Annotated in this window: 19 protein-coding genes, 1 other RNA gene and 1 riboswitch; of the genes, 4 read left to right on the forward strand and 16 right to left on the reverse strand. The window is 66.0% G+C overall.

What is annotated here, in order from left to right; translation table 11 throughout:
- Nucleotide 1: 1 nt before the first annotated feature.
- The 8 genes from kdpA to XnspCFBP7698_RS12645 form a co-directional block, all read right to left on the reverse strand.
- Nucleotides 2–1,816 carry a potassium-transporting ATPase subunit KdpA gene (gene kdpA, locus XnspCFBP7698_RS12590; RefSeq protein ID WP_104580970.1) on the reverse strand — a complete coding sequence of 605 codons (1,815 nt, stop codon included), beginning with the start codon at nt 1,814–1,816 and terminating at the stop codon, nt 2–4.
- A 15-nt stretch (nt 1,817–1,831) separates the two neighbouring features.
- On the reverse strand, nt 1,832–1,924 hold the full coding sequence (locus XnspCFBP7698_RS12595; protein ID WP_039408212.1) for a potassium-transporting ATPase subunit F: 93 nt from the start codon (nt 1,922–1,924) through the stop codon (nt 1,832–1,834).
- 1,724 nt (nt 1,925–3,648) lie between these two features.
- A complete protein-coding gene (locus tag XnspCFBP7698_RS12615; protein ID WP_104579078.1) occupies nt 3,649–5,229 on the reverse strand; it encodes a CocE/NonD family hydrolase in 1,581 nt (526 codons plus the stop codon).
- 523 nt (nt 5,230–5,752) lie between these two features.
- A complete protein-coding gene (gene thiL / locus XnspCFBP7698_RS12625) occupies nt 5,753–6,727 on the reverse strand; it encodes a thiamine-phosphate kinase (protein ID WP_104579079.1) in 975 nt (324 codons plus the stop codon).
- A gap of 108 nt (nt 6,728–6,835) precedes the next feature.
- Nucleotides 6,836–7,315, reverse strand: a complete 480-nt coding sequence (gene nusB / locus XnspCFBP7698_RS12630) for a transcription antitermination factor NusB (RefSeq protein ID WP_047697643.1) — start codon at nt 7,313–7,315, stop codon at nt 6,836–6,838.
- Nucleotides 7,312–7,776 (reverse strand): 6,7-dimethyl-8-ribityllumazine synthase, encoded by a 465-nt coding sequence (ribH, locus tag XnspCFBP7698_RS12635; RefSeq protein ID WP_003490334.1) that lies wholly within the window; start codon nt 7,774–7,776, stop codon nt 7,312–7,314. The genes nusB and ribH overlap by 4 nt, the downstream gene beginning before the upstream one ends.
- A 287-nt stretch (nt 7,777–8,063) precedes the next feature.
- On the reverse strand, nt 8,064–9,203 hold the full coding sequence (gene ribB / locus XnspCFBP7698_RS12640; RefSeq protein WP_104579080.1) for a 3,4-dihydroxy-2-butanone-4-phosphate synthase: 1,140 nt from the start codon (nt 9,201–9,203) through the stop codon (nt 8,064–8,066).
- Nucleotides 9,200–9,802 carry a riboflavin synthase gene (locus XnspCFBP7698_RS12645; RefSeq protein WP_104579081.1) on the reverse strand — a complete coding sequence of 201 codons (603 nt, stop codon included), beginning with the start codon at nt 9,800–9,802 and terminating at the stop codon, nt 9,200–9,202. The genes ribB and XnspCFBP7698_RS12645 overlap by 4 nt, the downstream gene beginning before the upstream one ends.
- Before the next feature lie 167 nt (nt 9,803–9,969).
- Nucleotides 9,970–10,145, reverse strand: a riboswitch (FMN riboswitch).
- A gap of 217 nt (nt 10,146–10,362) precedes the next feature.
- Between XnspCFBP7698_RS12645 and XnspCFBP7698_RS12650 the strand changes: the two genes are divergently transcribed.
- On the forward strand, nt 10,363–10,986 hold the full coding sequence (locus XnspCFBP7698_RS12650; RefSeq protein ID WP_104579082.1) for a hypothetical protein: 624 nt from the start codon (nt 10,363–10,365) through the stop codon (nt 10,984–10,986).
- A gap of 58 nt (nt 10,987–11,044) precedes the next feature.
- On the opposite strand, the gene ribD is transcribed toward XnspCFBP7698_RS12650, so the two are convergent.
- The 6 genes from ribD to XnspCFBP7698_RS12680 form a co-directional block, all read right to left on the reverse strand.
- Nucleotides 11,045–12,154: a bifunctional diaminohydroxyphosphoribosylaminopyrimidine deaminase/5-amino-6-(5-phosphoribosylamino)uracil reductase RibD gene (gene ribD / locus XnspCFBP7698_RS12655; RefSeq protein ID WP_104579083.1), complete on the reverse strand. Its 1,110-nt coding sequence runs from the start codon at nt 12,152–12,154 to the stop codon at nt 11,045–11,047.
- Nucleotides 12,147–12,635, reverse strand: a complete 489-nt coding sequence (locus XnspCFBP7698_RS12660) for a GNAT family N-acetyltransferase (protein ID WP_146093132.1) — start codon at nt 12,633–12,635, stop codon at nt 12,147–12,149. Before XnspCFBP7698_RS12660 ends, ribD begins: the two co-directional genes overlap by 8 nt.
- Complete coding sequence (gene nrdR / locus XnspCFBP7698_RS12665) at nt 12,632–13,156, reverse strand: transcriptional regulator NrdR (RefSeq protein WP_003490311.1); 525 nt, start codon at nt 13,154–13,156, stop codon at nt 12,632–12,634. Before nrdR ends, XnspCFBP7698_RS12660 begins: the two co-directional genes overlap by 4 nt.
- 101 nt (nt 13,157–13,257) lie before the next feature.
- Complete coding sequence (gene glyA, locus XnspCFBP7698_RS12670; RefSeq protein ID WP_104579084.1) at nt 13,258–14,526, reverse strand: serine hydroxymethyltransferase; 1,269 nt, start codon at nt 14,524–14,526, stop codon at nt 13,258–13,260.
- Between the two features lie 203 nt (nt 14,527–14,729).
- Nucleotides 14,730–14,804: non-coding RNA, sX9 sRNA (locus XnspCFBP7698_RS12675), on the reverse strand.
- 59 nt (nt 14,805–14,863) lie between these two features.
- Nucleotides 14,864–15,388 carry an RcnB family protein gene (locus tag XnspCFBP7698_RS12680; RefSeq protein WP_104579085.1) on the reverse strand — a complete coding sequence of 175 codons (525 nt, stop codon included), beginning with the start codon at nt 15,386–15,388 and terminating at the stop codon, nt 14,864–14,866.
- A gap of 226 nt (nt 15,389–15,614) precedes the next feature.
- Here XnspCFBP7698_RS12680 and ettA point away from each other — a divergent pair, with 226 nt between their 5' ends.
- Nucleotides 15,615–17,276, forward strand: a complete 1,662-nt coding sequence (ettA, locus tag XnspCFBP7698_RS12685; RefSeq protein WP_039408257.1) for an energy-dependent translational throttle protein EttA — start codon at nt 15,615–15,617, stop codon at nt 17,274–17,276.
- 145 nt (nt 17,277–17,421) lie between these two features.
- Here ettA and def read toward each other — a convergent pair whose 3' ends face one another.
- Nucleotides 17,422–17,937, reverse strand: a complete 516-nt coding sequence (gene def / locus XnspCFBP7698_RS12690; RefSeq protein ID WP_047697660.1) for a peptide deformylase — start codon at nt 17,935–17,937, stop codon at nt 17,422–17,424.
- Nucleotides 17,938–18,157: 220 nt separating this feature from the next.
- Complete coding sequence (gene arsC, locus XnspCFBP7698_RS12695) at nt 18,158–18,580, reverse strand: arsenate reductase (glutaredoxin) (RefSeq protein ID WP_123137439.1); 423 nt, start codon at nt 18,578–18,580, stop codon at nt 18,158–18,160.
- A 1,144-nt stretch (nt 18,581–19,724) separates the two neighbouring features.
- Between arsC and XnspCFBP7698_RS12700 the strand changes: the two genes are divergently transcribed.
- Together XnspCFBP7698_RS12700 and XnspCFBP7698_RS12705 are read left to right on the forward strand one after the other, a co-directional pair.
- A complete protein-coding gene (locus tag XnspCFBP7698_RS12700) occupies nt 19,725–20,144 on the forward strand; it encodes a hypothetical protein (protein WP_147423594.1) in 420 nt (139 codons plus the stop codon).
- A complete protein-coding gene (locus XnspCFBP7698_RS12705) occupies nt 20,137–21,795 on the forward strand; it encodes a PA domain-containing protein (RefSeq protein WP_123137441.1) in 1,659 nt (552 codons plus the stop codon). The genes XnspCFBP7698_RS12700 and XnspCFBP7698_RS12705 overlap by 8 nt, the downstream gene beginning before the upstream one ends.
- Nucleotides 21,796–22,037: the final 242 nt, after the last annotated feature.

Consider the following 22,037-nt stretch of genomic DNA (forward strand, 5'->3'; position numbering starts at 1 on the left):
CTCAGGACGCCGCCAGGGCGAGGTGTTCAGCGATAGGGCCCAGCACCAGTGCCGGCATGAACTGCAGCACGGTCAGCACCAGCACGATGGCCATCAGGGTCAGCGCAAAGGTAGGCGTCTCGACCTGCAGGCTGCCAGCCGACTCCGGCGCGCGCCGCTTCACTGCCATGCGCGCGGCCACCATCAGCGGCAGGATCAAGGCCGGATAGCGCCCCAGCGCCAACACCGCCGAGCAGCTCAGATTCCACCAATACGTTGCATCGCCCAGGCCTTCAAAACCGGACCCGTTGTTGGCGAACGCCGAGGTGTACTCGTAGAACACCTGGCTGATGCCATGGAAACCAGGATTGGAATTGGCCGTGAATGCCGGCACCGCCAGCGCCACTGCGGTGAAGCCCAAGACCACCAGCGGCTGCAGCAGAATCAACAACGCAAGCAACTGCACTTCGCGTGCTTCGATCTTGCGGCCGAACAATTCCGGCGTACGTCCGGTCATCAACCCGGCCAGAAACACGCTCAGCAACAGATACACCACGAACTGCTGCAAGCCACAGCCAATGCCGCCCCAGATGGCGTTGATCAGCATGTCGACCAACGTGACCAGGCCGCTCAACGGCGCCAGCGAATCGTGCATCGCGTTGACCGAGCCGTTGGAGGTCTGCGTGGTCAATGCCGCCCACAACGCCGAAGCATCGGCACCGATGCGCACTTCCTTGCCTTCCATCAGTGCGGGCGAGCCCGCGCTGGCCGAGTGCGCTTCGGACCACAGCAACAATGCAGTGGACGCGGCCGACATCGTCAGCATGGTGCCGAACACCAACGCAGTGAGGCGCTTGCGCCCGGTCAGAGAGCCGACCATGAACACCACGCTCATCGGCAGCAATACCAATGCGAGCGTTTCAAGCAGATTGCTCAACGGCGTGGGGTTTTCCAGCGCCACTGAACTGTTGGGGCCATACCAGCCACCGCCGTTGGTACCGAGCTGCTTGGCCGCCACCATCGCCGCCACCGGGCCGACCGGAATGGTCTGGCTGGGCATGCTGGCACTGCCATCCAGGGGCGTTGCGGTCGCCGCGCCCTGCAAGGTGGACGGCACGCCTTGCCAGCCGAGCAGCACGCTCCACAACAGGCACAGCGGCAACAGCACGCGCACGCTGGCGCGGATGACGTCGGCCCAATAATTGCCCACGTCGGCGTCAGGCGAAAGCGCTGCGTCAGGCGTCGGCTGCTGCCATCCCTGCCGCATTGCTGCTGCGTCCGGATCGGGCTGAGCGACCATCTGCATCCGCGTGGTCGCCGTCGTATCCAATACCGGCAAGGCATCGGGCAAACCCGCGGCCACTCGCCCACCGAACAACGCGCGCAAGGTGGCCACCGCCAACGCCAGGCCCATCATCGGCGTCACCACTTGCAGACCGACGATGCCGGTCATCTGCGCCAGATACGACAGCTGCGCCTGGCCGGAATAATGCTGCTGGTTGGTGTTGGTGACGAACGACACCATGGTGTGCAGCGCCGTATCCCAGCGCAGGTTCGCGATGCCGTCCGGGTTGAACGGCAGCCAGGCCTGGGTCATGAACACCACCCAGGTCAGCACGCCGACGGCCAGATTGCTGAGCAGAAAGGCCACGCTGTAGCCGCGCCACGACATGCCCTGCTGCGGACGCGTGCCGAGCAAGGCATACAGCGGACGCTCGATCCAGCCGAATAACGCATCGCCGCGCATCGGCGCGCCGCGCATCACCGCAGCCAGATAACGGCCCAGGGGCCACGCCAGCACGATGGCCAGCGCATAGACAAGAAAGGTTTCACTCATTGGAGCGCACTCGCATCAGAAGTCTTCGGGCCGCAGCACCACGTACAACAGGTAGGCCGCAGCAACGAGTACGGCCACGCCGCACAACAGGGACATCCAGGCAGGCATGGGCTACTCCCCCAGACGCGCACAGCGCGTCGCGTTGGATGCGAGGTGCGACGGCGTAGGCAACGGGCGCGTGCCAACACGGCAAAGCGCTGCCGCACCGTGCGCGCCGCGCCGATGGAGCAGACAGGTCAAGGGATGCATCAGGATCGTCCACGGCGGAACCGCTCCGCCACTGCGCGCAGTCTCTGCCTGCCCGGCGTAAAGTCGCTATGGACCTGAATTGGCCGCCGCGTAAATTCCGCATAAATCATGCAATGCGGATGAGCTGCAGGCACGTTCCTGCCAGGTCGAGCCGAGGCCTGCGAGCGTGCGGTGCCCACGCAGGCCCTGGACACCTACGCTGCCACATTCCGAACAGAGAAGGCTCGGTGGCGGCATCCATGCCGCCAACGGTCCAGCAACCCATGAGGACACCAAGCCAGACACTTGGTTGGTGGTTTCACTGAAGAGCGAAGACACCGCGTCGCACGGTTGGCTGGTTGCTCTGTTGAAAGCCTGCACACCGACCAACTTGACTGGTCTTGCCCGCCCACCGTCGCGGGATCCTTGGCGGCATGGATGCCGCCACGGAGCTACATGGACGTACTTGCAGCGTGTCCCGCGATGGTGCGCGGGCAAGGGCCCTGCAGCAAAGGCGAAGATGATCCGCTTTCCACCTGATCTGCCGGTATTGAGCAGTCAGGTCGAGACGGCTGCACTGTGCGTATCGCGATCGCTTGGCTGTCTTCACGTCTGGTCGAATGCGCGGCGCCCTCACCGCTTGCGGGACACGCCGTGAATCCGTCCGTGGAGGCTCGGTGGCGGCATCCATGCCGCCACACGGTCCCGCAAGCGGCGAGGACACCACGCCAGACAGTTGGTTGGTGGTTTCACTGAAGAGCGAAGACACCGCGTCGCACAATTGGCTGGTTGCTCTGTCGAAAGCCTGCATGCCGACCAACGCGACTGGTCCTTGCCCGCCCACCGTCGCGGGACCTTGAGCGGCATGGATGCCGCCACGGAGCTACATGGACGTACTTGCAGCGTGTCCCGCGATGGCGGGCGGGCAAGGGCCCTGCAGCAAAGGCGAAGATGATCCGCTTTCCACCTGATCTGCCGGTATTGAGCAGTCAGCTCGAGACGGCTGCACTGTGCGCATCGCGATCGCTTGGCTGTCTTCACGTCTGGTCGAATGCGCGGCGCCCTCACCGCTTGCGGGACACGCCGTGAATCCGTCCGTGGAGGCTCGGTGGCGGCATCCATGCCGCCACACGGTCCCGCAAGCGGCGAGGACACCACGCCAAACAGTTAGCTGGTGGTTTTGTTGAAGAATCAAGACAGCGTGTCGCGGCTTACCGTTGCTTGTTGAGAACTTTGCGAACCAGCCAACTTGACTGGTCCTTGCCCGCCCACCGTCGCGGGACCCTTGGCGGCATGGATGCCGCCACGGAGCTTACATGGACGTACTTGCAGCGTGTCCCGCGATGGTGGGCGGGCAAGGGCCCTGCAGCAACGGTGCAGAGCTGCAGCTTTGACGCTCTAAAGCTCTAAAGCTCTGAAGCTCTGAAGCTCTGAAGCTCTGAAGCTCAATCCTCCAGGCTAGCAATCATTCGCCAGCGGAAGGTTCTTGAGGTCATGGCGTTGCCTGGCTCCGAACCCTGGCGTGTCATCCGATACCTCCGCATGCGGAACCCAGGCCCACCCCACTCCACGAAAACGCCATGCGCCGCACGCTGGTCGACGCATTAACGCAGCGGCAGGTTCAACACCGAAGGCGTCGCCACCGGCGAGGAGAATGTCACCGTGCCGCCGCCGTCGCTGGCATCCGTGTAACGCGCATCGCGGGTATCGATCACCAGTACCAGCCGCTGCCCCGCAGGAATCTCTGTTGCTGCCGCTTGCAGCTGCCAGTCCAGCGTCACCGCGCGGCCGGGCGTTGCATCGCGCAGCGAATACGGCGCATGCGTGATCAGGTGCGCCACGCCCAGGGCGTCCATGCGATACAGATACGCGAACAGGCTCACCTTCGGTTGGCTGGGCACTACGGTCACTCGCAATGACGGGCTGCCCGCCAGCCGCCGCGTACCGCTCGATGGCGAGCCTACCCATACCGCAGCACCGGCGCGGTTGACCAGCGGAATCGAGGTGGTCACCGGCACGCCGATGCCCTGCAGCAGGCCGCTGACCAGCACCACGCCGGAGTCTGCCACCGTCGGCACATCAGTGGCGATGCGCGACTGCCAGCCACTGGCAGTGCCGCCGATCAACCCACCGGTCGGACTGAGCACGCCGGTCGGTGCGGACAGTCCCAGGCGCGTGCTGCCCTGCTGCACCGCCGCCCAATCCGCATATGCCAGCCATTGTCCGGCGCGCGGCGACAGCCGCACCGGTGCCTCGGCGTCCACGCCGTTCCGCAGCTGTTTGAGATGGCGATCGAACCAGCGCGTGGCCGCCGTATAGACCTCGTTCGGCAGCCCCAGCGCGCCGGGCAACTCCGTGGTGGCGTGATCGCCCTGGCTGAGCAGCAACTGCTTGGGACCGCGCAGCTGATTGAAGAAGGCAATCGTCTGGTTCGGCGGGAACAGCCCGTCGTTGAAGGCATTGCCCAGCAGCACGGCGGTGCCGCGCGCGTTGAGGGCCGCCACGTCGGTGGCCGGGCTGCGCGAGGCGGCCCGCGGCAGGAAGCCCTGCACCGCGCCGTCGTAATCGCCTTGCGCAACGCGTGCGCCGATCTGCGCCAGATCCGGCCCCGGCCGCCCGGTCAGCGCGCCTGCGCCCACCAACAGACCGACACCCTGCTGGCTGACGGTGCGATTGGAATACAGCGACGCCTCCAGGTCCGCCCAGCCGCTGAGCGCCGCCACTGCCTTGATGCGCGGGTCGCGCTCGGCGGCCAGCAGGCTGATGACCGCGCCGTAGGAGATGCCCGACGCACCGATCGCATCGGGATCGGAGGGCGTGTGCGCCAATGCCCAATCGATCACCGCACTGACGTCTTCCACGGTGTCCTGCCCGGCAATGTCGATCTGCCCGGCCGAGTCCCAGAACCCGCGCGAGGTGTAGCTGACGACCACGTAGCCATCGCTGGCCAGCTGGGTAGCCCGGCCGAGGTATTCCAGGTTGGGCAACGACCAGCTGGCCGGCATCACGATCAGCGGAAACGACCCGCTCCCCTGTCCTTGCGGCACCAGCACCAGTGCGCCCATCGGCGCCCCGTCCCAGCCGGGGATGCGTTCGTAGGTCTTGCTGAAAGCGCCCGCAGTTGCTGACGCCGCCGCCACCAGCAACGCGATGGCGGCGATGCCTCGGATCCAAACCCTGTTCATGCTGCTCTCTCCCACGCGAGGCCGGGCCGGGATGGCCCAGCGGCGATTGCCATGCATCCGTGGTTCGGGGGAGAGCGCCGAGCGAACGTACCAGACGGTACGGTGGGGCTCAAGGGCCGGGAATCGGGAATCGGGAATCGGGAATCGGGAATCGGGAATGGGGAATGGGGAGGCGAAGATAAGGGCCAGCCTGGTCCCCGTTGGCGCAGGCAATCGCCTGTCTCAGATCCGGATCGGCACGGCAGGGCACGTCCACTTCTCGCCTGCGGGAGAAGTGTCAACGAGCGGATGTGGCGAACACGGCATTCGCAATTCTCGAATCCCGGCCCGACTCGATGCGCACGCGCGTCGCTGCCGGGGCGATCGTGCCTGCGGTTGCTGCGCAAGCAGCAGAGAAATTGGCGCTGCAGCTGCGCGATGAGGGCCACGAAATCGTCGAGACAACGTCACTCGGTCCGATGATCGAAGCACCCGCTGCTGCGCGCCGCAGCGCAGCATTCGCGCCTGCAGCAATCCTTACGGGTCAGCCGACGAAATGCTGGTATCCGCGCTGCGGCGGTTGCCAGGCACGGCCCTCGGCGTCGTGCACCACCACGCCAGGCGCGGCCGTGATCCGGCCGAGGCGTGTGGCCGCGACGTCGGCAAATGCCAGCGCCTGCAGCACGGCGTCGCGGTGCTGTGGCGCGGCGGTGAAACACAGCTCGTAATCGTCGCCGCCGCCCAATTGCCAGCCGGTGCATTGCAGTGCGCTGATTCCCGCGCTGCGCGACATCGCCGGCAAGGCCGCTGACGCCAACTGTGCGCCCACACCGCTGCGCTCGCACAAGTGGCCCAGATCGGCCAGCAGACCGTCCGAGACATCCACGCAGGCGTGCGCAAGACCCCGCAAGCGCAGGCCGGCCAGCACCCGTGGTTGCGGACGCAGCAGCCGGCCGCGCCAGCGTTCGTGCACCGGATCAGCCGCCACGCGCGTGACATCCAACTGACCCGCCTGCCATAACGACAACGCCGCCGCCGCCTCGCCGAGTGCACCGGTCACCCACACGTCATCGCCCACGCGCGCGCCGTCGCGACGCAGCGCCGCACCCGGCGGCACGCTGCCGATGGCAGTCACCGCACACGACAGCGGCCCGCGCGTGGTATCGCCGCCGACCAAGGCAATCTCGTGCGCATCGGCCAGCGCGAAGAAGCCATCGGCAAATGCCTCCACCCAGGCCAGATCGTCGTGTGGCAACGACAGCGACAACGTGCACCAGCGCGGTTGCGCGCCCATCGCGGCAAGATCGGACAGATTGACGGCCAGCGTTTTCCAGCCGAGATCGTCGGCGCGCGTCTCAAGCGGAAAATGCACCCCGGCATTGAGCGTATCGGCCGTGATGGCCAGTTGCTCGCCTGCCGGCGGTTGCAGCAATGCCGCGTCGTCACCAATGCCCAACGGCACGTCGGCCCGCGTGGCAATGCGCGCGCGCAGACGGGCAATCAGATCGAATTCAGGCATCGGGACGGGAATAGGGAATCGAGAATTGGGAATCGCAAATGCATCGGGACATCGCGGGAACGCAGGCTTTTACGATTCCCGATTCCCCACTCCCGATTCTCGCGGCGCTCAGGCGCCGCTGGCACCCGACTCCACCTTGCGCCACTCCACCGCCGCGCGATCGAGCACGCCATTGACGTAGGTGTGCCCATGTTCGGAGCCGAAGCGCTTGGCGGTTTCGATCGCTTCGTTGATCACCACGCGGTACGGCACGTCCTGCCGGTACAGCAACTCGTAGGCCGCCAGGCGCAGCACTGCACGCTCGATCGCATCGACCTCTTCCACGCCGCGGTCAAGATACGGCGTCAGCGCGGTATCCAGCTCCACGCGATTGGCAATCACGCCATCGACCAGGCTTTCGAAGTACGCCAGATCGGCCACCTCGTGCGCCTGCTCATGCGCAAACTGGGCGATCACCTGCTTGGCGAATCCGCCGGAAATCTGCCACGCATACACCGCCTGCAGGGCGCGGCGGCGCGCGCGCGAACGCAGCACCGGGTCGATGCCGTCGCGACGGCCGTGGCGGGCATGTCCACCGGACTTGCTCATGGCAACAACTCCATCAAATTCACCAGTTCCAGCGCCGCAAGCGCGCATTCCTCGCCCTTGTTGCCGTGGCTGCCGCCGGCACGCGCCTCGGCATCTTCCACGCGCTCCACCGCCAGCACGCCGTTGAGCACCGGCACGCCGGTCTGCAACTGCACGCTCATCAGGCCTTCGGCGCACAGGTCGGCTACGTGCTCGTAGTGGCGGGTGTCGCCACGGATCACGCAGCCCAGCGCGATGATCGCGCCATGCTGGCCGGACTGCGCCACGCGGTTGGCGGCGATCGGGATTTCCCAGGCGCCGGGCACGCGGATCACGTCGATGGCGTCCTCGCCGATGCCGTTGCCGGCCAGGCTCTGGCGCGCACCGGCAACCAGCACGTCGGTGATGCGGGCGTTCCAGCGGCTGGCGATGATCGCAAAGCGCGCGGTGGTGGGGCGGAGATCGCCTTCGTAGTGGGTCATGCGGGTCGGCAACTCGAGGGGGCGGGAAGTTTAACAGCTGCCGCGCCAGGCCCGGCCGCCGCGTGCAGGCCGGGTCCGCCCAAGCAGACCCGGCCTTCCGATGCAAGAACAGACGGGGCGACGACTCGCCGCCGATCCGCCAGCTGGCGCAGCCCACGGTGGGAACCGGCCGCCGACGCCGGGCCGCGACACAACTGGCGGCTGCGCGCCGTCAGCCCGGCCAGCACCGGCAGCGGCCGGGGTGTTTGGGGCGGATGAGCTGACGGCGGCAATGGCTCGCCGCCAGCTCAGGGGACCGCAGACGGCGGCACCGAGCGCACGCCCTCGCCGGGATGGCACTCCAGGTACTCCACCACCTCCAGCCCGAACCCGGCCAGACCCACCTGCCGGCGCGGGGTGCCGAGCACGCGCAGCTTGCCCAGGCCCAGCTCGGCCAGGATCTGCGCACCAGCGCCATTGCGCCGCCACTGGCTGACGTCCTTGGCGTTGGCCGCAGCTTCGGGCTGCTGGCGCAGCCGTGCCAACAACGATTCGCTGTCGCGCGGGGCCGACAGCACCACCATCACCCCCTGCCCTTCGGCGGCGATCGCGCGCAAGGCATCGGTGGCGGCCACGCCGAAATCCTCGCGCTGCCAGTGCAGCAGGTCGGCCAGCGGGTTTTCCACCTGCACCCGGACCAGCGTGGGCGTGGCCGGATCAGCAGCGCCGCGCACCAGGGCGAAGTGCAGGTCGTGGGCGATGCGGTCGCGGTAGGTCACCAGCTGGAACGGGCCGAATTCGGTACTGATCTCGCGCGCGTCCACACGCTCGACGGTGTGCTCGTTGGCCAGGCGGTAGGCGATCAGGTCGGCGATCGAGCCCATCTTCAGCCCATGCTCGCGTGCGAACACTTCCAGCTGCGGGCGGCGCGCCATGCTGCCGTCCGGGTTGAGCACTTCCACCAGCACGCCGGCCGGCTCCAGCCCGGCCAGCATCGGCAGGTCGCTGGCGGCCTCGGTGTGGCCGGCACGGGTCAGCACGCCGCCGGGTTGGGAAATCAGCGGGAAAATGTGGCCCGGCTGGCTCAGATCCTGCGGCCGGGCATCCGGGCGCACTGCGGTACGCACGGTGTGCGCACGATCGTAGGCTGAAATACCCGTGGTCACGCCCTCGGCCGCCTCGATGCTGACGGTGAAGTTGGTCTGGAACTGCGCGGTGTTGTTGCGCACCATCGGCGCCAGCCCAAGCTGCGCACAGCGCTCGCGGGTCAGCGACAGGCACACAAGCCCGCGTGCGTGGGTCACCATGAAGTTGATGTCCGACGGCTTGACCAGCTCGGCGGCCATGATGAGGTCGCCTTCGTTTTCGCGGTCCTCGTCGTCGACGATCACCACCATGCGCCCGGCACGCAACTCTTCGATCAGCTCTGGAACCGGTGCGAAGTTCATGCCGCACCCCGCGCGCCGAGCAGGCGCTCGACATAGCGCGCCACCAGGTCGATTTCCAGATTCACCGCCGCGCCCACCGCGGTCGCGGAAAACGCCGTGTTGGCCACCGTATGCGGGATCAGCGCAACCTCGAACCCGTCTTCGTCCACCTCATTGACGGTCAGGCTGACGCCGTCCACGCAGATCGAGCCTTTTTTGGCCACATAGCGCAGTACCGATGATGGGGCGGCAAACCGCCAGCGCTGCGCACGTGCATCGCCATGCACCGACTGCACCTGGCCCAGACCATCCACATGCCCGCTGACCAGATGCCCACCGAGCCGGTCGGTGGGCCGCATCGCGCGTTCGAGGTTGAGCACCGCGCCTTCGGGCAACGCACCCAATGTGGTCAGCGACAGGGTTTCGGTGGACGCATCGGCCTGGAAGCTGGTTGCGTCGAACGCGATCACGGTCAGGCACACGCCATTGACCGCGATGCTCTCGCCCAGCTGCACGGCTTCGAACGGCAGGCTGCCGGTGGCGAAGGTGAAACGCACATCGCCGCCCTGCGGCTGGCGCGCGGCCAGGCGGCCGACGCCTTCAATGATTCCGGTGAACATCAGCGCGCCCCCTTCTGCAGCGAGCGCTGCGCGGAAGTCGGGCGGTGGACAGGTGCATTACAGCGCAGCGGGTGATGCAAAGACATAGTCGTTTCTCGCAGGAGTTGAGCGAAAAACGCCACAAGGCAAAGCAAACAGGCGCGCGCACAGCCGCAAGGCTGCGCGGTGGCCGTCTTCTTTCATCCGGACTATACCGTCGGCTCCGGCATTGGACCGGATCTGCTGACCTTCGCGCGATGCCCGACACATGCAGTGCCAACCATCGCGGCGAAGCGCTCGCGGGCTCGCACGCTTGCGCGTGCCTACCGCCGGTGGGGAATCGCACCCCGCCCTGAAGACGTTCGTAAGTGCCGGCGAACCGGCCCCCGCAGTTTAGCAGCGCCTGTTCTGCCCTCAGCTGTCTGAAAAGCCATGGCTGACAGGACGCTGCGTCATGTCAGGAAATCCCCCATAGCCAGCTTTGTGAAGAGTCTGTTAAATTGCGCCCCGCGACGGGAGACGTCGCCCTCCCGCCCCGCAACGGGGTGGAGACACGGACATCATTTCGGAGAGACCACTCAATGCGCACTACCCTGATTCTGGCTGCCCTGCTGGCCGCCGCCCCGTTTGCCGCGTCTGCTGAAGGCCTGAGCTATAGCTACGTCGAAGGCGGCTGGAACCGTACCGAGATCAGCGTCAACGAAGATTCGGACGACCTGGATGGCGGCTACATCCGCGGTTCGTGGCAGATCGCAGAGCCCGTCTACGTGTTCGCTGGCTACCAGCGTGCCGAGAAGGACTTCAACCTGGGCGCCGGCTTCGTGCTCGAAGGCACACTGCAGCAGGCGAATCTGGGTATCGGTTACCGCCAGGAAATGACCGAGCGCGTCGAATTTACCGCCGACATCAGCGTGCTGCGCTCCAAGGTCGAATCCGATCTGCGTCGCGGCGGTCGTTCGCTTGGCGATTCGTCCGATACCAGCACCCTGGGCTTCGGCAACCTGGGCCTGCGTGGCAAGCCCTCGCCGCGTACCGAAGCCTGGATCAAGGCCGGCTACATCGACGGCAGCGACGTGGACGAAGGCGAATTCGTCGGCACCCTCGGCGGCCAGGTCAACTTCACCACCACCTGGGGCCTGGTCGGCGAAGTCGAGTTCATCGACAACGCCAACCAGTACCGCGTCGGTGTCCGCGCCAGCTTCTGATCACGCGCGTTGCCGGCAATGAAAGGCCCCGCATGCGGGGCCTTCCTTTTTGCGGCGCTCACGCCATCGCGAGCGGCGTATAGCGCAGACGCAGATCCTGCCCGAGCTGACGCACATCGCGTAGCTGCAATGCATGCCGCTGCGCCATCGTTTCGATGCCAAGGCCAGCGAGCAGCGGCCGTGCGGTGTCGCCCAGCAACACCGGGGCCAGATAGACCAACAGCTCATCGACCAACCCGGCCTGAAACAGCGCACCGCCCAGCGTGGCGCCGGCTTCCACGTGCACTTCGTTGATGCCACGCTGGGCCAGCAAGGCCAGCACCGCAGCCAGATCGAAGCGACCAGCGTGCAGCGGCAATGCCGCGTACTCCGCACCATCCACCGCGGTCGGCGCGACGGCATCGCCATGCAGATACAACGTCGGTGCATCGCCGTGGCGAATGTTCCTGCACGCCAAGCTGCGCAGGCCGGCATCCAGTACCACCCGCAACGGCGGCATGAACGGAGTGTCGTCGCCGAGCCGCACCGTCATCGACGGATCGTCGGCCAGCACGGTGCCGGCACCGGTCAGGATCGCGCCGGCACGTGCGCGCCAACGTTGCACATCGGCGCGCGCGTCGCTTCCGGTGATCCATTTGGATTCGCCGCTGGCCAGCGCGGTGCGTCCATCCAGACTGGCGCCGAGTTTGACCCGTAGCCACGGCCGGCCACGCTCCACGCGCGACAGGAAGCCCTGGTTGAGCAGGCGCGCCTGGGCTTGCATCACCCCGCTCAGCACCGCGATTCCAGCCTCGCGCAGCAGCGCGAAACCGCCGCCATTGACCTGTGGAAACGGGTCGGCCATCGCCGCGACCACACGCGTGACGCCTGCCTCGATCAACGCCAACGCACACGGCGGCGTGCGCCCGTAATGCGCGCACGGCTCCAGGGTGACATAGGCGGTCGCCCCGCGCGCCAGCTCGCCGGCTGCGCGCAATGCGAACACTTCGGCATGCGGGCCGCCGGCGCGTTGGTGGAAGCCTTCGCCCACGCACACGCCGTCGCGCACGATCACGCAGCCCACCATCGGATTGGGGCGCGTGGTGTAGGCGCCGCGCTCGGCCAGGCGCAAGGCCTGCGCCATCCAGCGGTGGTCGTCGGCACTCGCGCCCGTCGTGGTCTCAGTCATTGCGTTGCACTCCCGGCGCAATGCACATCACCACGATCTGCATCGGCCCCAGCAAGAATTCGGTATGCGTCTGCCATCCCAGCCTCTGGTAGAACGGCACCAGGGCCGGCTGGCAGTACAGGTACAGCAGCGGCACGCCCAGACGCGCGGCGGCCTGCACGCAATGCGCCACCAGTGCCTCGCCGATGCCCTGCCCGCGTGCCTGCGGCCGCACGTACAACGAGGCCAGCCAGGGAGACCATTGCCGCATACGGGCGTCGTCGTTTTCGAGCAGGCTCACCGAGCCGAGCCACTGCGTCCGATCCAGCGCCACCCAGGTCGTCGGGATGACGCCATCACGTGTATGGCTGCGCAGTTCGCTCAGCGCCTCACCGAGGTTCCACTCCGGCAACAACGCGCCGAAGGCCTGTAGATGCGCTTGCGCAATCGCAGGCAGATCGTCCGGCGTTTCTGCAACGCAGGCGATGCGCATCGCGCTCACCGCTTGCCGGGTTTGCCGGCGCGTTCCAGTGCCGCTTCCAGCAGCGGCAGTTGTTCGCTGCCGACCGGCAGTTCGCGTTCGAGCTTTTCGATCTCTTCGCGAAAATCCGCCACGTCCTGAAAACTGCGATACACCGAGGCAAAGCGTACGTAGCCGACGTGATCGAGCTTGCGCAGCTCGACCATCACGTATTCGCCTACCCGCAGCGAACCCACTTCGCGTTCGCCGGACATGCGCAGCTGATGCACGACCGCCCGCACCGCCGCTTCGATCTGTTCTTCGGCGACAGGGCGCTTCTGCAGCGCGCGGTCGAAGCTGGTGCGCAACTTGCGCGCATCGAACGCCTCGCGCCCACCGTCGCTCTTGACCACGGTGGGCAACTTGAGTTCGATCGTTTCCAGGGTGCTGAAACGCTCGCCGCAGGCCTCGCACTCGCGCCGCCGACGGATCGTCGTGCCGTCTTCGGACACGCGCGAATCAATCACCCGGGTGTCGTTGTGCTGGCAGAAGGGGCAGTGCATCAGACGTCCGGGAATGGGGAAAGGGGAATAGGGAATCGGAACAGCAAAGCTATCGCAGCGTCGCTTCTACCATTCTCGTCTCCCTATTCCCCATTCCCATCTCAGCCATACACCGGATATTTCTTGCACTGCGCGGTCACCGCATCGCGGACCTTGGCGAGCACTGCTTCGTCGGTTGGTGCGTCCAGCACGTCGGCGATCCAGTTGGCCAGGTCGATGCTGTCCTGTTCCTTGTAGCCGCGCGTGGTGATGGCCGGGGTCCCCAGGCGCAGGCCCGAGGTCACGAACGGCGAGCGCGGGTCGTTGGGCACCGAGTTCTTGTTGACGGTGATGTGGGCCGTGCCGAGCGCAGCTTCTGCCTCCTTGCCGGAGACATCGCGGCCGATCATGTCCACCAGCATCAGGTGATTTTCGGTGCCACCGGAGACGATCTTGTAGCCGCGTGCAATGAGCGTGTTGGCCATGGCCTGGGCATTCTTGACGACCTGCTGCTGGTAGGTCTTGAAGGCCGGCTCCAGCGCTTCCTTGAAGGCCACGGCCTTGGCCGCGATGACGTGCATCAGCGGGCCGCCCTGGATGCCGGGGAACACGATCGACTGCAGCTTCTTCTGCAACTCCTCGCTCGCGCCCTTGGCCACGATGATGCCGCCGCGCGGGCCGCGCAGGGTCTTGTGGGTAGTCGAGGTGACCACGTGCGCGTGCTCCATCGGGCTGGGGTACACACCGGCAGCCACCAGGCCGGCGATGTGCGCCATGTCCACGAACAGGTAGGCACCGACGCTGTCGGCGATGGCACGGAAGCGCGCCCAGTCGATCTTCTGCGAATACGCAGAGAAACCGGCCACGACCATCTTCGGCTTGTGCTCGGTGGCCAGGCGCTGCACCTCGTCGTAATCGATCAGGCCCTGCTCGTTGACGCCGTACTGCACGGCGTTGAACAGCTTGCCGGAGACATTGACCTTGGCGCCGTGGGTCAGGTGGCCGCCATGGGCCAGGCTCATGCCCAGGATGGTGTCGCCCGGCTGCAGCAGCGCCAGATACACCGCCTGGTTGGCCTGCGAGCCGCTATGCGGCTGCACATTTGCATACATATCTTCCGTGGAGCCCGCGCCAAACACCTGCTTGATGCGGTCGATCGCCAGCTGCTCGGCGATGTCGACGTATTCGCAGCCACCGTAGTAGCGCTTGCCCGGATAGCCTTCGGCGTACTTGTTGGTCAGCTGGCTGCCCTGCGCTTCCATCACCAGCGGGCTGCAGTAGTTTTCGCTGGCGATCAGCTCGACGTGATCCTCCTGGCGGCCGACTTCAGCGGCGATGGCCTTGGCCAGTTCGGGGTCGTAGGTTTCCAGTCGGACGTCGCGCGAGAACATGCAAAGCTCCGGAGCAGCTGCAGCCAGTAGGGCCGCCGATTGTAAGCCCCCGCCGCACGGGTGACCAATCGCATGCCTGGCGCCTGGCGCGCGGCCGGCGCCACGCATGCGCCGCGAAACAGCAAGGGCGCACCGACGTGCGCCCTTGTGTGATGACCGGCCCGATTGCCCAACAGGCGAACCGGGCACCGCCGGCCTAGAGCGGCTAACAGAACGTCGCCGGCAGTCGTCAGGTGGGTGTGGCGACGCGCCGCAGCCGATGTGTACGCTTGGTACACGAGGATTCCGAACGCCGGCCGCGCCCGCCTGACGGCTGCGCAGCAGCGTTGTTAGCGGCTTAGTTGTTGAGCACCAGGTCGGCAATGATGCCGGAGGCAATCGCGACCAGCAGCAGGTTGCCGCGGTCATCGCGCTGCCAGCGGTAGCCGTACGGTGGGCGGCGCAGATCGTAGCGGTCGTAGTCATTGATCACGTAGACCGGGCCGTGATAGCGCTGACCGCGCGCCCAGTACGGACGCGGCGGCGGGCCGGCGCGGTAGTACGCCGGGCGGTCGTAGACATAGACCCGGTTGCGGTCGTAGCGACGGTCCTGGTAGCGGGCGTCGCGATACCCCTCGCGGTAGCCGTTGCTGTAGTAACGGCGGTCGTCGCGCCATTCGCGACGGTCGGCCCGGCGGTTATCCCGCCACTCGCGGCGATCGTTGCGCCAGTCACCGCGGTCACCACGGTGATCGCGATGGCCACGGTCATGTCCGCGGCGGTCGTGGTCGCGGTCCCAGTCGCCGGCAAACGCCGCCGGGGCCACGCAGCCCAGCGCCAGGATGGAGGAAAGCACAGCGGTAACGATGCGTTTGCGGTTCATGGCCCAGCTCCTGTTTGCGATGTCGCAATTTCATTAAGACGCCGCTCGCCTTAACGCATTCTTGCTGGAATCGGTTACGAAAACGCCTATTCAGGTAATAGGTAGGCTGCCGTTTAGCTGCGCTGTCGCCTGCCGGGCTCGCGGCACTTGCCGGTATAATCGGCGCAATCCCTTTTCCGCTGCCTCCGGCCTCGGCCGGCGGGCTGCCTGCGTCCACGGAGCACCCATGTCGCAATACATCTACACCATGAACCGCGTCAGCAAGGTGGTCCCGCCCAAGCGGCAGATCATCAAGGACATCTCGCTGAGCTTTTTCCCGGGCGCCAAGATCGGCCTGCTGGGCCTGAACGGCGCGGGCAAGTCGACGGTGCTCAAGATCATGGCCGGCGTGGACACCGACTTCGAGGGCGAAGCCCGCCCGCAGGCCGGCATCAAGGTCGGCTACCTGGCCCAGGAACCGCAACTCAACCCCGAGCACACCGTGCGCGAAGCGGTGGAAGAAGGCGTGGGCGACGTGTTGCAGGCCCAGGCCGCGCTGGATGCGGTGTATCTGGCCTATGCCGAGGAAGGCGCCGATTTCGACGCGCTGGCCAAGGAACAGGAGCGCCTGGAGGCGATTCTGGCCGCCGGCGATGCGCACACCCTGGAAAACCAGCTGGACGTGGCCGCCGATGCGCTGCGCCTGCCGCCGTGGGAAGCGATCGTGGGCAAGCTCTCCGGCGGCGAGAAGCGCCGTGTGGCGCTGTGCCGCCTGCTGCTGCAGAAGCCGGACATGCTGCTGCTCGACGAACCCACCAACCACCTGGACGCCGAGTCGGTGGAATGGCTGGAACAGTTCCTGGCGCGTTACACCGGCACCGTGGTGGCGGTGACGCATGATCGCTACTTCCTGGACAATGCCGCCGAGTGGATCCTGGAACTGGACCGCGGCCGCGGCATTCCGTGGAAGGGCAACTACACCGACTGGCTGACCCAGAAGGACGAGCGCCTCAAGCAGGAAGACAACCAGGAAAAGTCACGCCAGAAGGCGATCCAGAAGGAACTGGAATGGTCGCGGCAGAACGCCAAGGGCGGCCGCACCAAGGGCAAGGCACGCCTGGCGCGCCTGGAAGAACTGCAGTCGGTGGATTACCAGCGCCGCAACGAGACCAATGAAATCTTCATCCCGCCGGGCGAGCGCCTGGGCAACTCGGTGATGGAGTTCAAGAACGTCTCCAAGAAGTTCGGCGACCGCTTGCTGATCGACAACCTGTCGATGATCGTGCCGCCCGGCGCCATCGTGGGCATCATCGGCCCCAACGGTGCCGGTAAGTCGACCCTGTTCAAGATGATCACCGGGCAGGAGAAGCCCGATTCCGGCGAGATCGTGGTCGGCCCCACCGTGCAGCTGTCCTACGTGGACCAGAGCCGCGACGCGCTGGAGGGCAACCACAACGTCTTCCAGGAGATCGCTGGCGGGCTGGACATCCTCAACATCAATGGCGTGGAGATCCAGTCGCGCGCCTACATCGGCCGCTTCAACTTCAAGGGTCAGGACCAGCAGAAGATGGTCGGCTCGCTGTCCGGCGGTGAGCGCGGTCGCCTGCACATGGCCAAGACGCTGCTGCAGGGCGGCAACGTGCTGCTGCTCGACGAACCGTCCAACGACCTGGACATCGAAACCCTGCGTGCGCTGGAAGACGCCTTGCTGGAATTCCCCGGCAACACCTTCGTGATTTCGCACGATCGCTGGTTCCTGGATCGCATCGCCACGCACATCCTGGCGTTCGAAGGCGACTCGCACGTGGAGTTCTTCCAGGGCAACTACCGCGAGTACGAAGAAGACAAGCGTCGCCGCATGGGCGATGACGCCGGCCCGAAACGCCTGCGCTTCAAGGCGCTGAAGTAAGCACGACAAGGGCGCCGTCAGGCGCCCTTGTCGTTTTCCGTCCCGGCGGCTGCGCGGTTGTGGATGCTGCGCGCCTGGATCGATGAAGCCGGCCGCCAGGTACTGCCTGCGGCAACACCGCAAGCTGCGGCGGTCGCCCCAGATGTTACAGCTCGTACGACAGCACATCTTCGAACCCGAAGGTGTCGAAGTTTTCGATGCGCGAGGGGTATAGGCGGCCGACCAGATGGTCGTACTCGTGCTGGACCACGCGCGCATGGAAGCCCTCGGCCTCACGCGCGATCGGGCTGCCGTCAGGCGCAAAACCGCGATAGCGGATGTAGCGGTAACGCGGGATCACCGCGCGCAGGCCGGGGATCGACAGGCAGCCTTCCCAGCCGTTTTCCATCTCCTCGGACAACGGCTCGATCTGCGCATTGGCCAACGCCGTGCGCGGCACCGCGGGCGCCTCGGGATAACGCTCGCTGGCCTCGAAACCGAACACCATCAACTGCAGGTCCACCGCGATCTGCGGCGCGGCCAGGCCCACGCCGCGCGCATCGTCCATGGTCTCGAACATATCGGCCACCAAAGCCTGCAACTCGGCACTGCCGAGGTTGGTCACCGGGGGCGCGACACGCAGCAGGCGCTTGTCGCCCATGCGGATGATCTCGCGAATCATGCGGATGCTCCTGATAAACGGTGCAGCGATCTTAGGGCGTGTGGCGTACCTTGAGGTGAGCGGAGCGGCCTGCCTCCTCAAGACACAGATGCCGCCTTGTCCGGCGACGGTCGCCGAACACAGTGCTGCATGCGGTGCCGCCATGCCACGGCGAGGTACATGACGGCCTGGACGTCACACCGCGACTCGATTGCCGCGCTCCTGCCGGGCACCGCAGCGTTCAGCGCACGATCCGCTGCCCGGTGTCGTCCAGCACGCGCTCGCCGTCTTCCTTGACGAAGGGGCCGGTGGCCGGCGGCAATATCTCCAGCACCTGCTCGGATGGACGACACAGGCGCGTGCCCAGCGGCGACTGCACGAACGGGCGATTGATCAGGATCGGATGCGCCAGCATGGCGCTCAGCAGGGCCGCCTCGTCCAGCGCGGGGTCGTCGAGCCCCAGTTCCAGATACGGCGTGCCCTTCTGGCGGATGGCCTCGCGTACCGACAGACCAGCGTCGGCAATCAACGAACGCAGCGTCTGCCGGTCCGGCGGCTGCTGCAGGTAGTGGACGATCTGCGGTTCGATACCGACATGCCGGATCAAGGCCAGGGTATTGCGGGACGTGCCGCAGGCAGGGTTGTGATAGATGACGACGTGCATGCGCGGCTTGACTGGTTCGATAAAGACTGGATTTGCGATCGCTGATGACGCAGCGACACGCTCAACGCGCAGTGTACGGGGATGCGTGAGCTACGCGCACTGGTGCTCAGTAGTTAGCACTCAGCACCATCGCTTATCGCTTATCGCTTAGCTCGTAGCTCGTAGCGCTAAGCGCTGAGCGCCAACACCAACACTTTTTAAGGGCACTTGTCAGCTTGGGACTTGATCGCTTTGCTCTTTGCTGCTTGCTGTTGCTGTCTGCGTTCTGAAGTCTGCTTTCGCTTGTTAGCTCGTTGGCTAGTAGCTGCTTGCTGTTTGCTGTTTGCTGTTTGCTGTTTGCTGTTTCCAGCCCACTGTCTCAATGCCGAAGGTCTCGATGCAGCAGGACTGCAGGCCCCTCTCCTGCGGGAGAGGGGTTGGGGTGAGGGTACGGGGCGAAGCCCACGTGTCCCCGAACTCCAATAGTGCTTCGCCCGTACCCTCATCCGCCCCTGCGGGGCACCTTCTCCCGATGGGAGAAGGGAGCCGTTGCGGATCCGTTGACGCCCTGAGGGGCACCTTCTCCCGATGGGAGAAGGAAGCCGATGCAGATCCGTTGATGCCATGCGGGGCGCCTCTCCCCGATGGGAGAAGGGAGCCGTTGCGGATCCGTTGATGCGCCGGGCGCCCTCCTTTTTTCGCCCTTGCTCCTCTCCCGTCTTCGCGTAGTTGAAGACGGGGCGCCGGCGGAGTTCGCGCCCCCTGCTCCGGCGCTCTTCACTCATCCTCCGGGTCGTGCTCGGAGTGCTCCTGGCGCCCTCTCAGAAAACCACACGCCGCGATCAGCCTGATCCGTAAAGTGCCAGAGCCACCGCGCAGCCGTCTTGCACCTGGGTAACACGCGCGCGTCGGCCGGCCTTGGCGCCAAATTTCTGACCCGGCCCGCCCAGCATTGCTTGCTTGACTTTGAAAACCAGCAAAACACAAGCCGCAAGCTGACTTTTTCAGGCCACACCTTCGCTTCCAGCGCCCCGGCTGTCAAAAGATTGACACAAGTCACGGATTCATGATTCAGTCATGAACAGACTAAATCGGAAGGATTCTCCCGAACACCGGTTGTTGCACGGCGTTCTTTCTCTGGTTGGACCCCAAGGAAACCCCAACAATGATGAGCTTTCGCAAGCCCGGATGGATGTTGTCCGGCCTCTTGTGCGTTGCCTGCCTGCCGGCTGTGGCCGGGGCGCAGGACGTCGCCGCCAGTTCCAAGGTCGGCATCGACCCGGTCACCGGCAAGTTGCGCCCACTGACCGATGCCGAAAGCGCGGCGCTGGATCAACAGGCCCAGCAGACCGGTGCGGCGTCCCGTCGTGCGACGACCCGCCCGACGCTGCCGCAGACCGAAGCGGCCGCCCGCGCCACCGAACGCCGCCTGCCCAACGGCACCGTGGCGCGCAAGTTGCCGGCCACGCAAATGAGTTCGCTGACCGCCACCCGCCAGGCAGATGGCCGTGTCGTGATCGAACACAGTGATGACGCCCAGACCCAACCTGCCCACGCCGAGCACGGAGCGCTGCCGCATGAATAAGCCCTTGTTGCTATTGTCCCTGGCGGTGGGTGCGGCGCTCGCTCCGCTGCAGGCCTCGGCTGCCACCGTCACGCTGATCAATGGCGATGCCGGCACCGTGGTCGGCTTGAACGACCCGACCGCCGCCACGCCGCTGGGCGGCAATCCCGGGCGCTCGGTGGGCGAGCAGCGCCGGATCGCCTACCAGTACGCGATGGACCTGTGGGGTGCGGTGCTGCAGAGCAACGTGGAGATCAAGGTCTATGCCTCGTTCGCGCGCCTCAACTGCACTGCCACCGGCGGCACGCTGGGCCAGGCCGGCCCGAACTGGATCGTCAACAATTTCCCCGGCGCCAAGCCGAACACGCTGTACCCGTCTGCGCTTGGCGATGCAATCGCCGGACAGGACCTGGTGCCCGACCCGGCCGATCCGGCCGACGTGTTCTCGCAGTTCAACGGCGACCTGGGCAAGGACGACTGCCTGGCCGGCTCCGGCTGGTACCTGGGTCTGGACGGCAAGACGCCGGAAGGCCAGATCAACTTCCTCAACGTGGTGATGCACGAGATCGGCCATGGCCTGGGTGCTGCCGGTTTCCTCAACAAGACCACCGGTGTGCTCGGCTCGGGCAGCGGCCTGACCGACGTCTACACCTCGCAGGCCTTCGACAACGTGCAGAACAAGCGCTTCGACGACCCGGCCATGACCAATGCCCTGCGCGCCGAAGCGATGCGCACGCCGGGCCGCACGGTGTGGGCCGGGACCGGCGTCAATCGCGAGGCGGCCTTGATCCTGGATCCGCGCACCCTGCTGCGGGTGACCGCGCCCAGCGCTGCGGCGGGCAAGTTCGAGGTGGGCTTTGCCAGCTTCGGGCCGCTGGCCACCGCGGGCAACTTCCCGGCGCGTGCAGTCGTCACCGTCGATGACGGCGTTGCCGCCGCATCGAGCAGCGATGGCTGCGAAACGCCATTCGTCAATGCGGCGGCGGTGGCCGGCAAGGTGGCGTTGATCGACCGCGGCACCTGCGCCTTCGCCATCAAGGTCAAGAACGCCCAGCTCAACGGTGCGGTGGGCGTGATCGTGGCCAACAACGTCGCCGGCGTGCAGACCATGGGCAATGCCGCGCCACCGATCACCGACATCACCATTCCGGCGATCATGGTCTCGCAGGCCGACGGCGCACGCCTGAAGGGCAGCGCCGCCGTGGTAGCCGGGCTGTACGAGGACCCGGAGCTGCTGCAGGGCACCGACACCGCGGGCCGCACCCGCCTGTACGCCCCCAGCGTGGTGGCCGGCGGGTCGACGTTCTCGCACTTCGATACCGATCTGCAGCCGAATGCGTTGATGGAGCCGTTCGACACGCCGGAGGTGCAGGCACACCTGAATATCGACCTGACCCCGGCGATGTTTGCCGATATCGGCTGGACCTTGAACCGTGGCCTGACCCGGCTGGGCAGCTGCAACACGCTGGTGCCCACCGTGGAGCCGGGCGGCTTGATCGTCGGCGCCAACCTGACGGCCGAAAGCAGCCTGTGCAAGACGCAGAACGCAGGCAACCGCCTCGGTTACCTGACCTGCATGAACGACCACATCCGTGAGCTGGAAGACCAGGGTGCGATCAGTCGTGTGCAGCAGGCTGCCACGTTCGTCTGCGCGACCAAGGTGCGCCCGTAAGCTAGGCGCATGTGGCTGGAGAAGATGCGAACGGCGCCGCGAGGCGCCGTTCGTTTATCCGCGATCAGAACGGCATTGCCTGCGGCAACGCGCGCCGATGCACGGCATTGATGGCAGGTCACCTACGGGCCGCGATGCGATACGGCTGCGCGACGGCAACCGGTGCGTGCTTCACTGATGCGCACACGCCCGGTTGCATGGCATCACAAGACGCCTGGCCTCACTCGCCTTACCTCGTTGCC

The sequence above is a fragment of the Xanthomonas sp. CFBP 7698 genome (assembly GCF_003600855.1).
Taxonomy (GTDB): Bacteria; Pseudomonadota; Gammaproteobacteria; order Xanthomonadales; family Xanthomonadaceae; genus Xanthomonas; species Xanthomonas cannabis.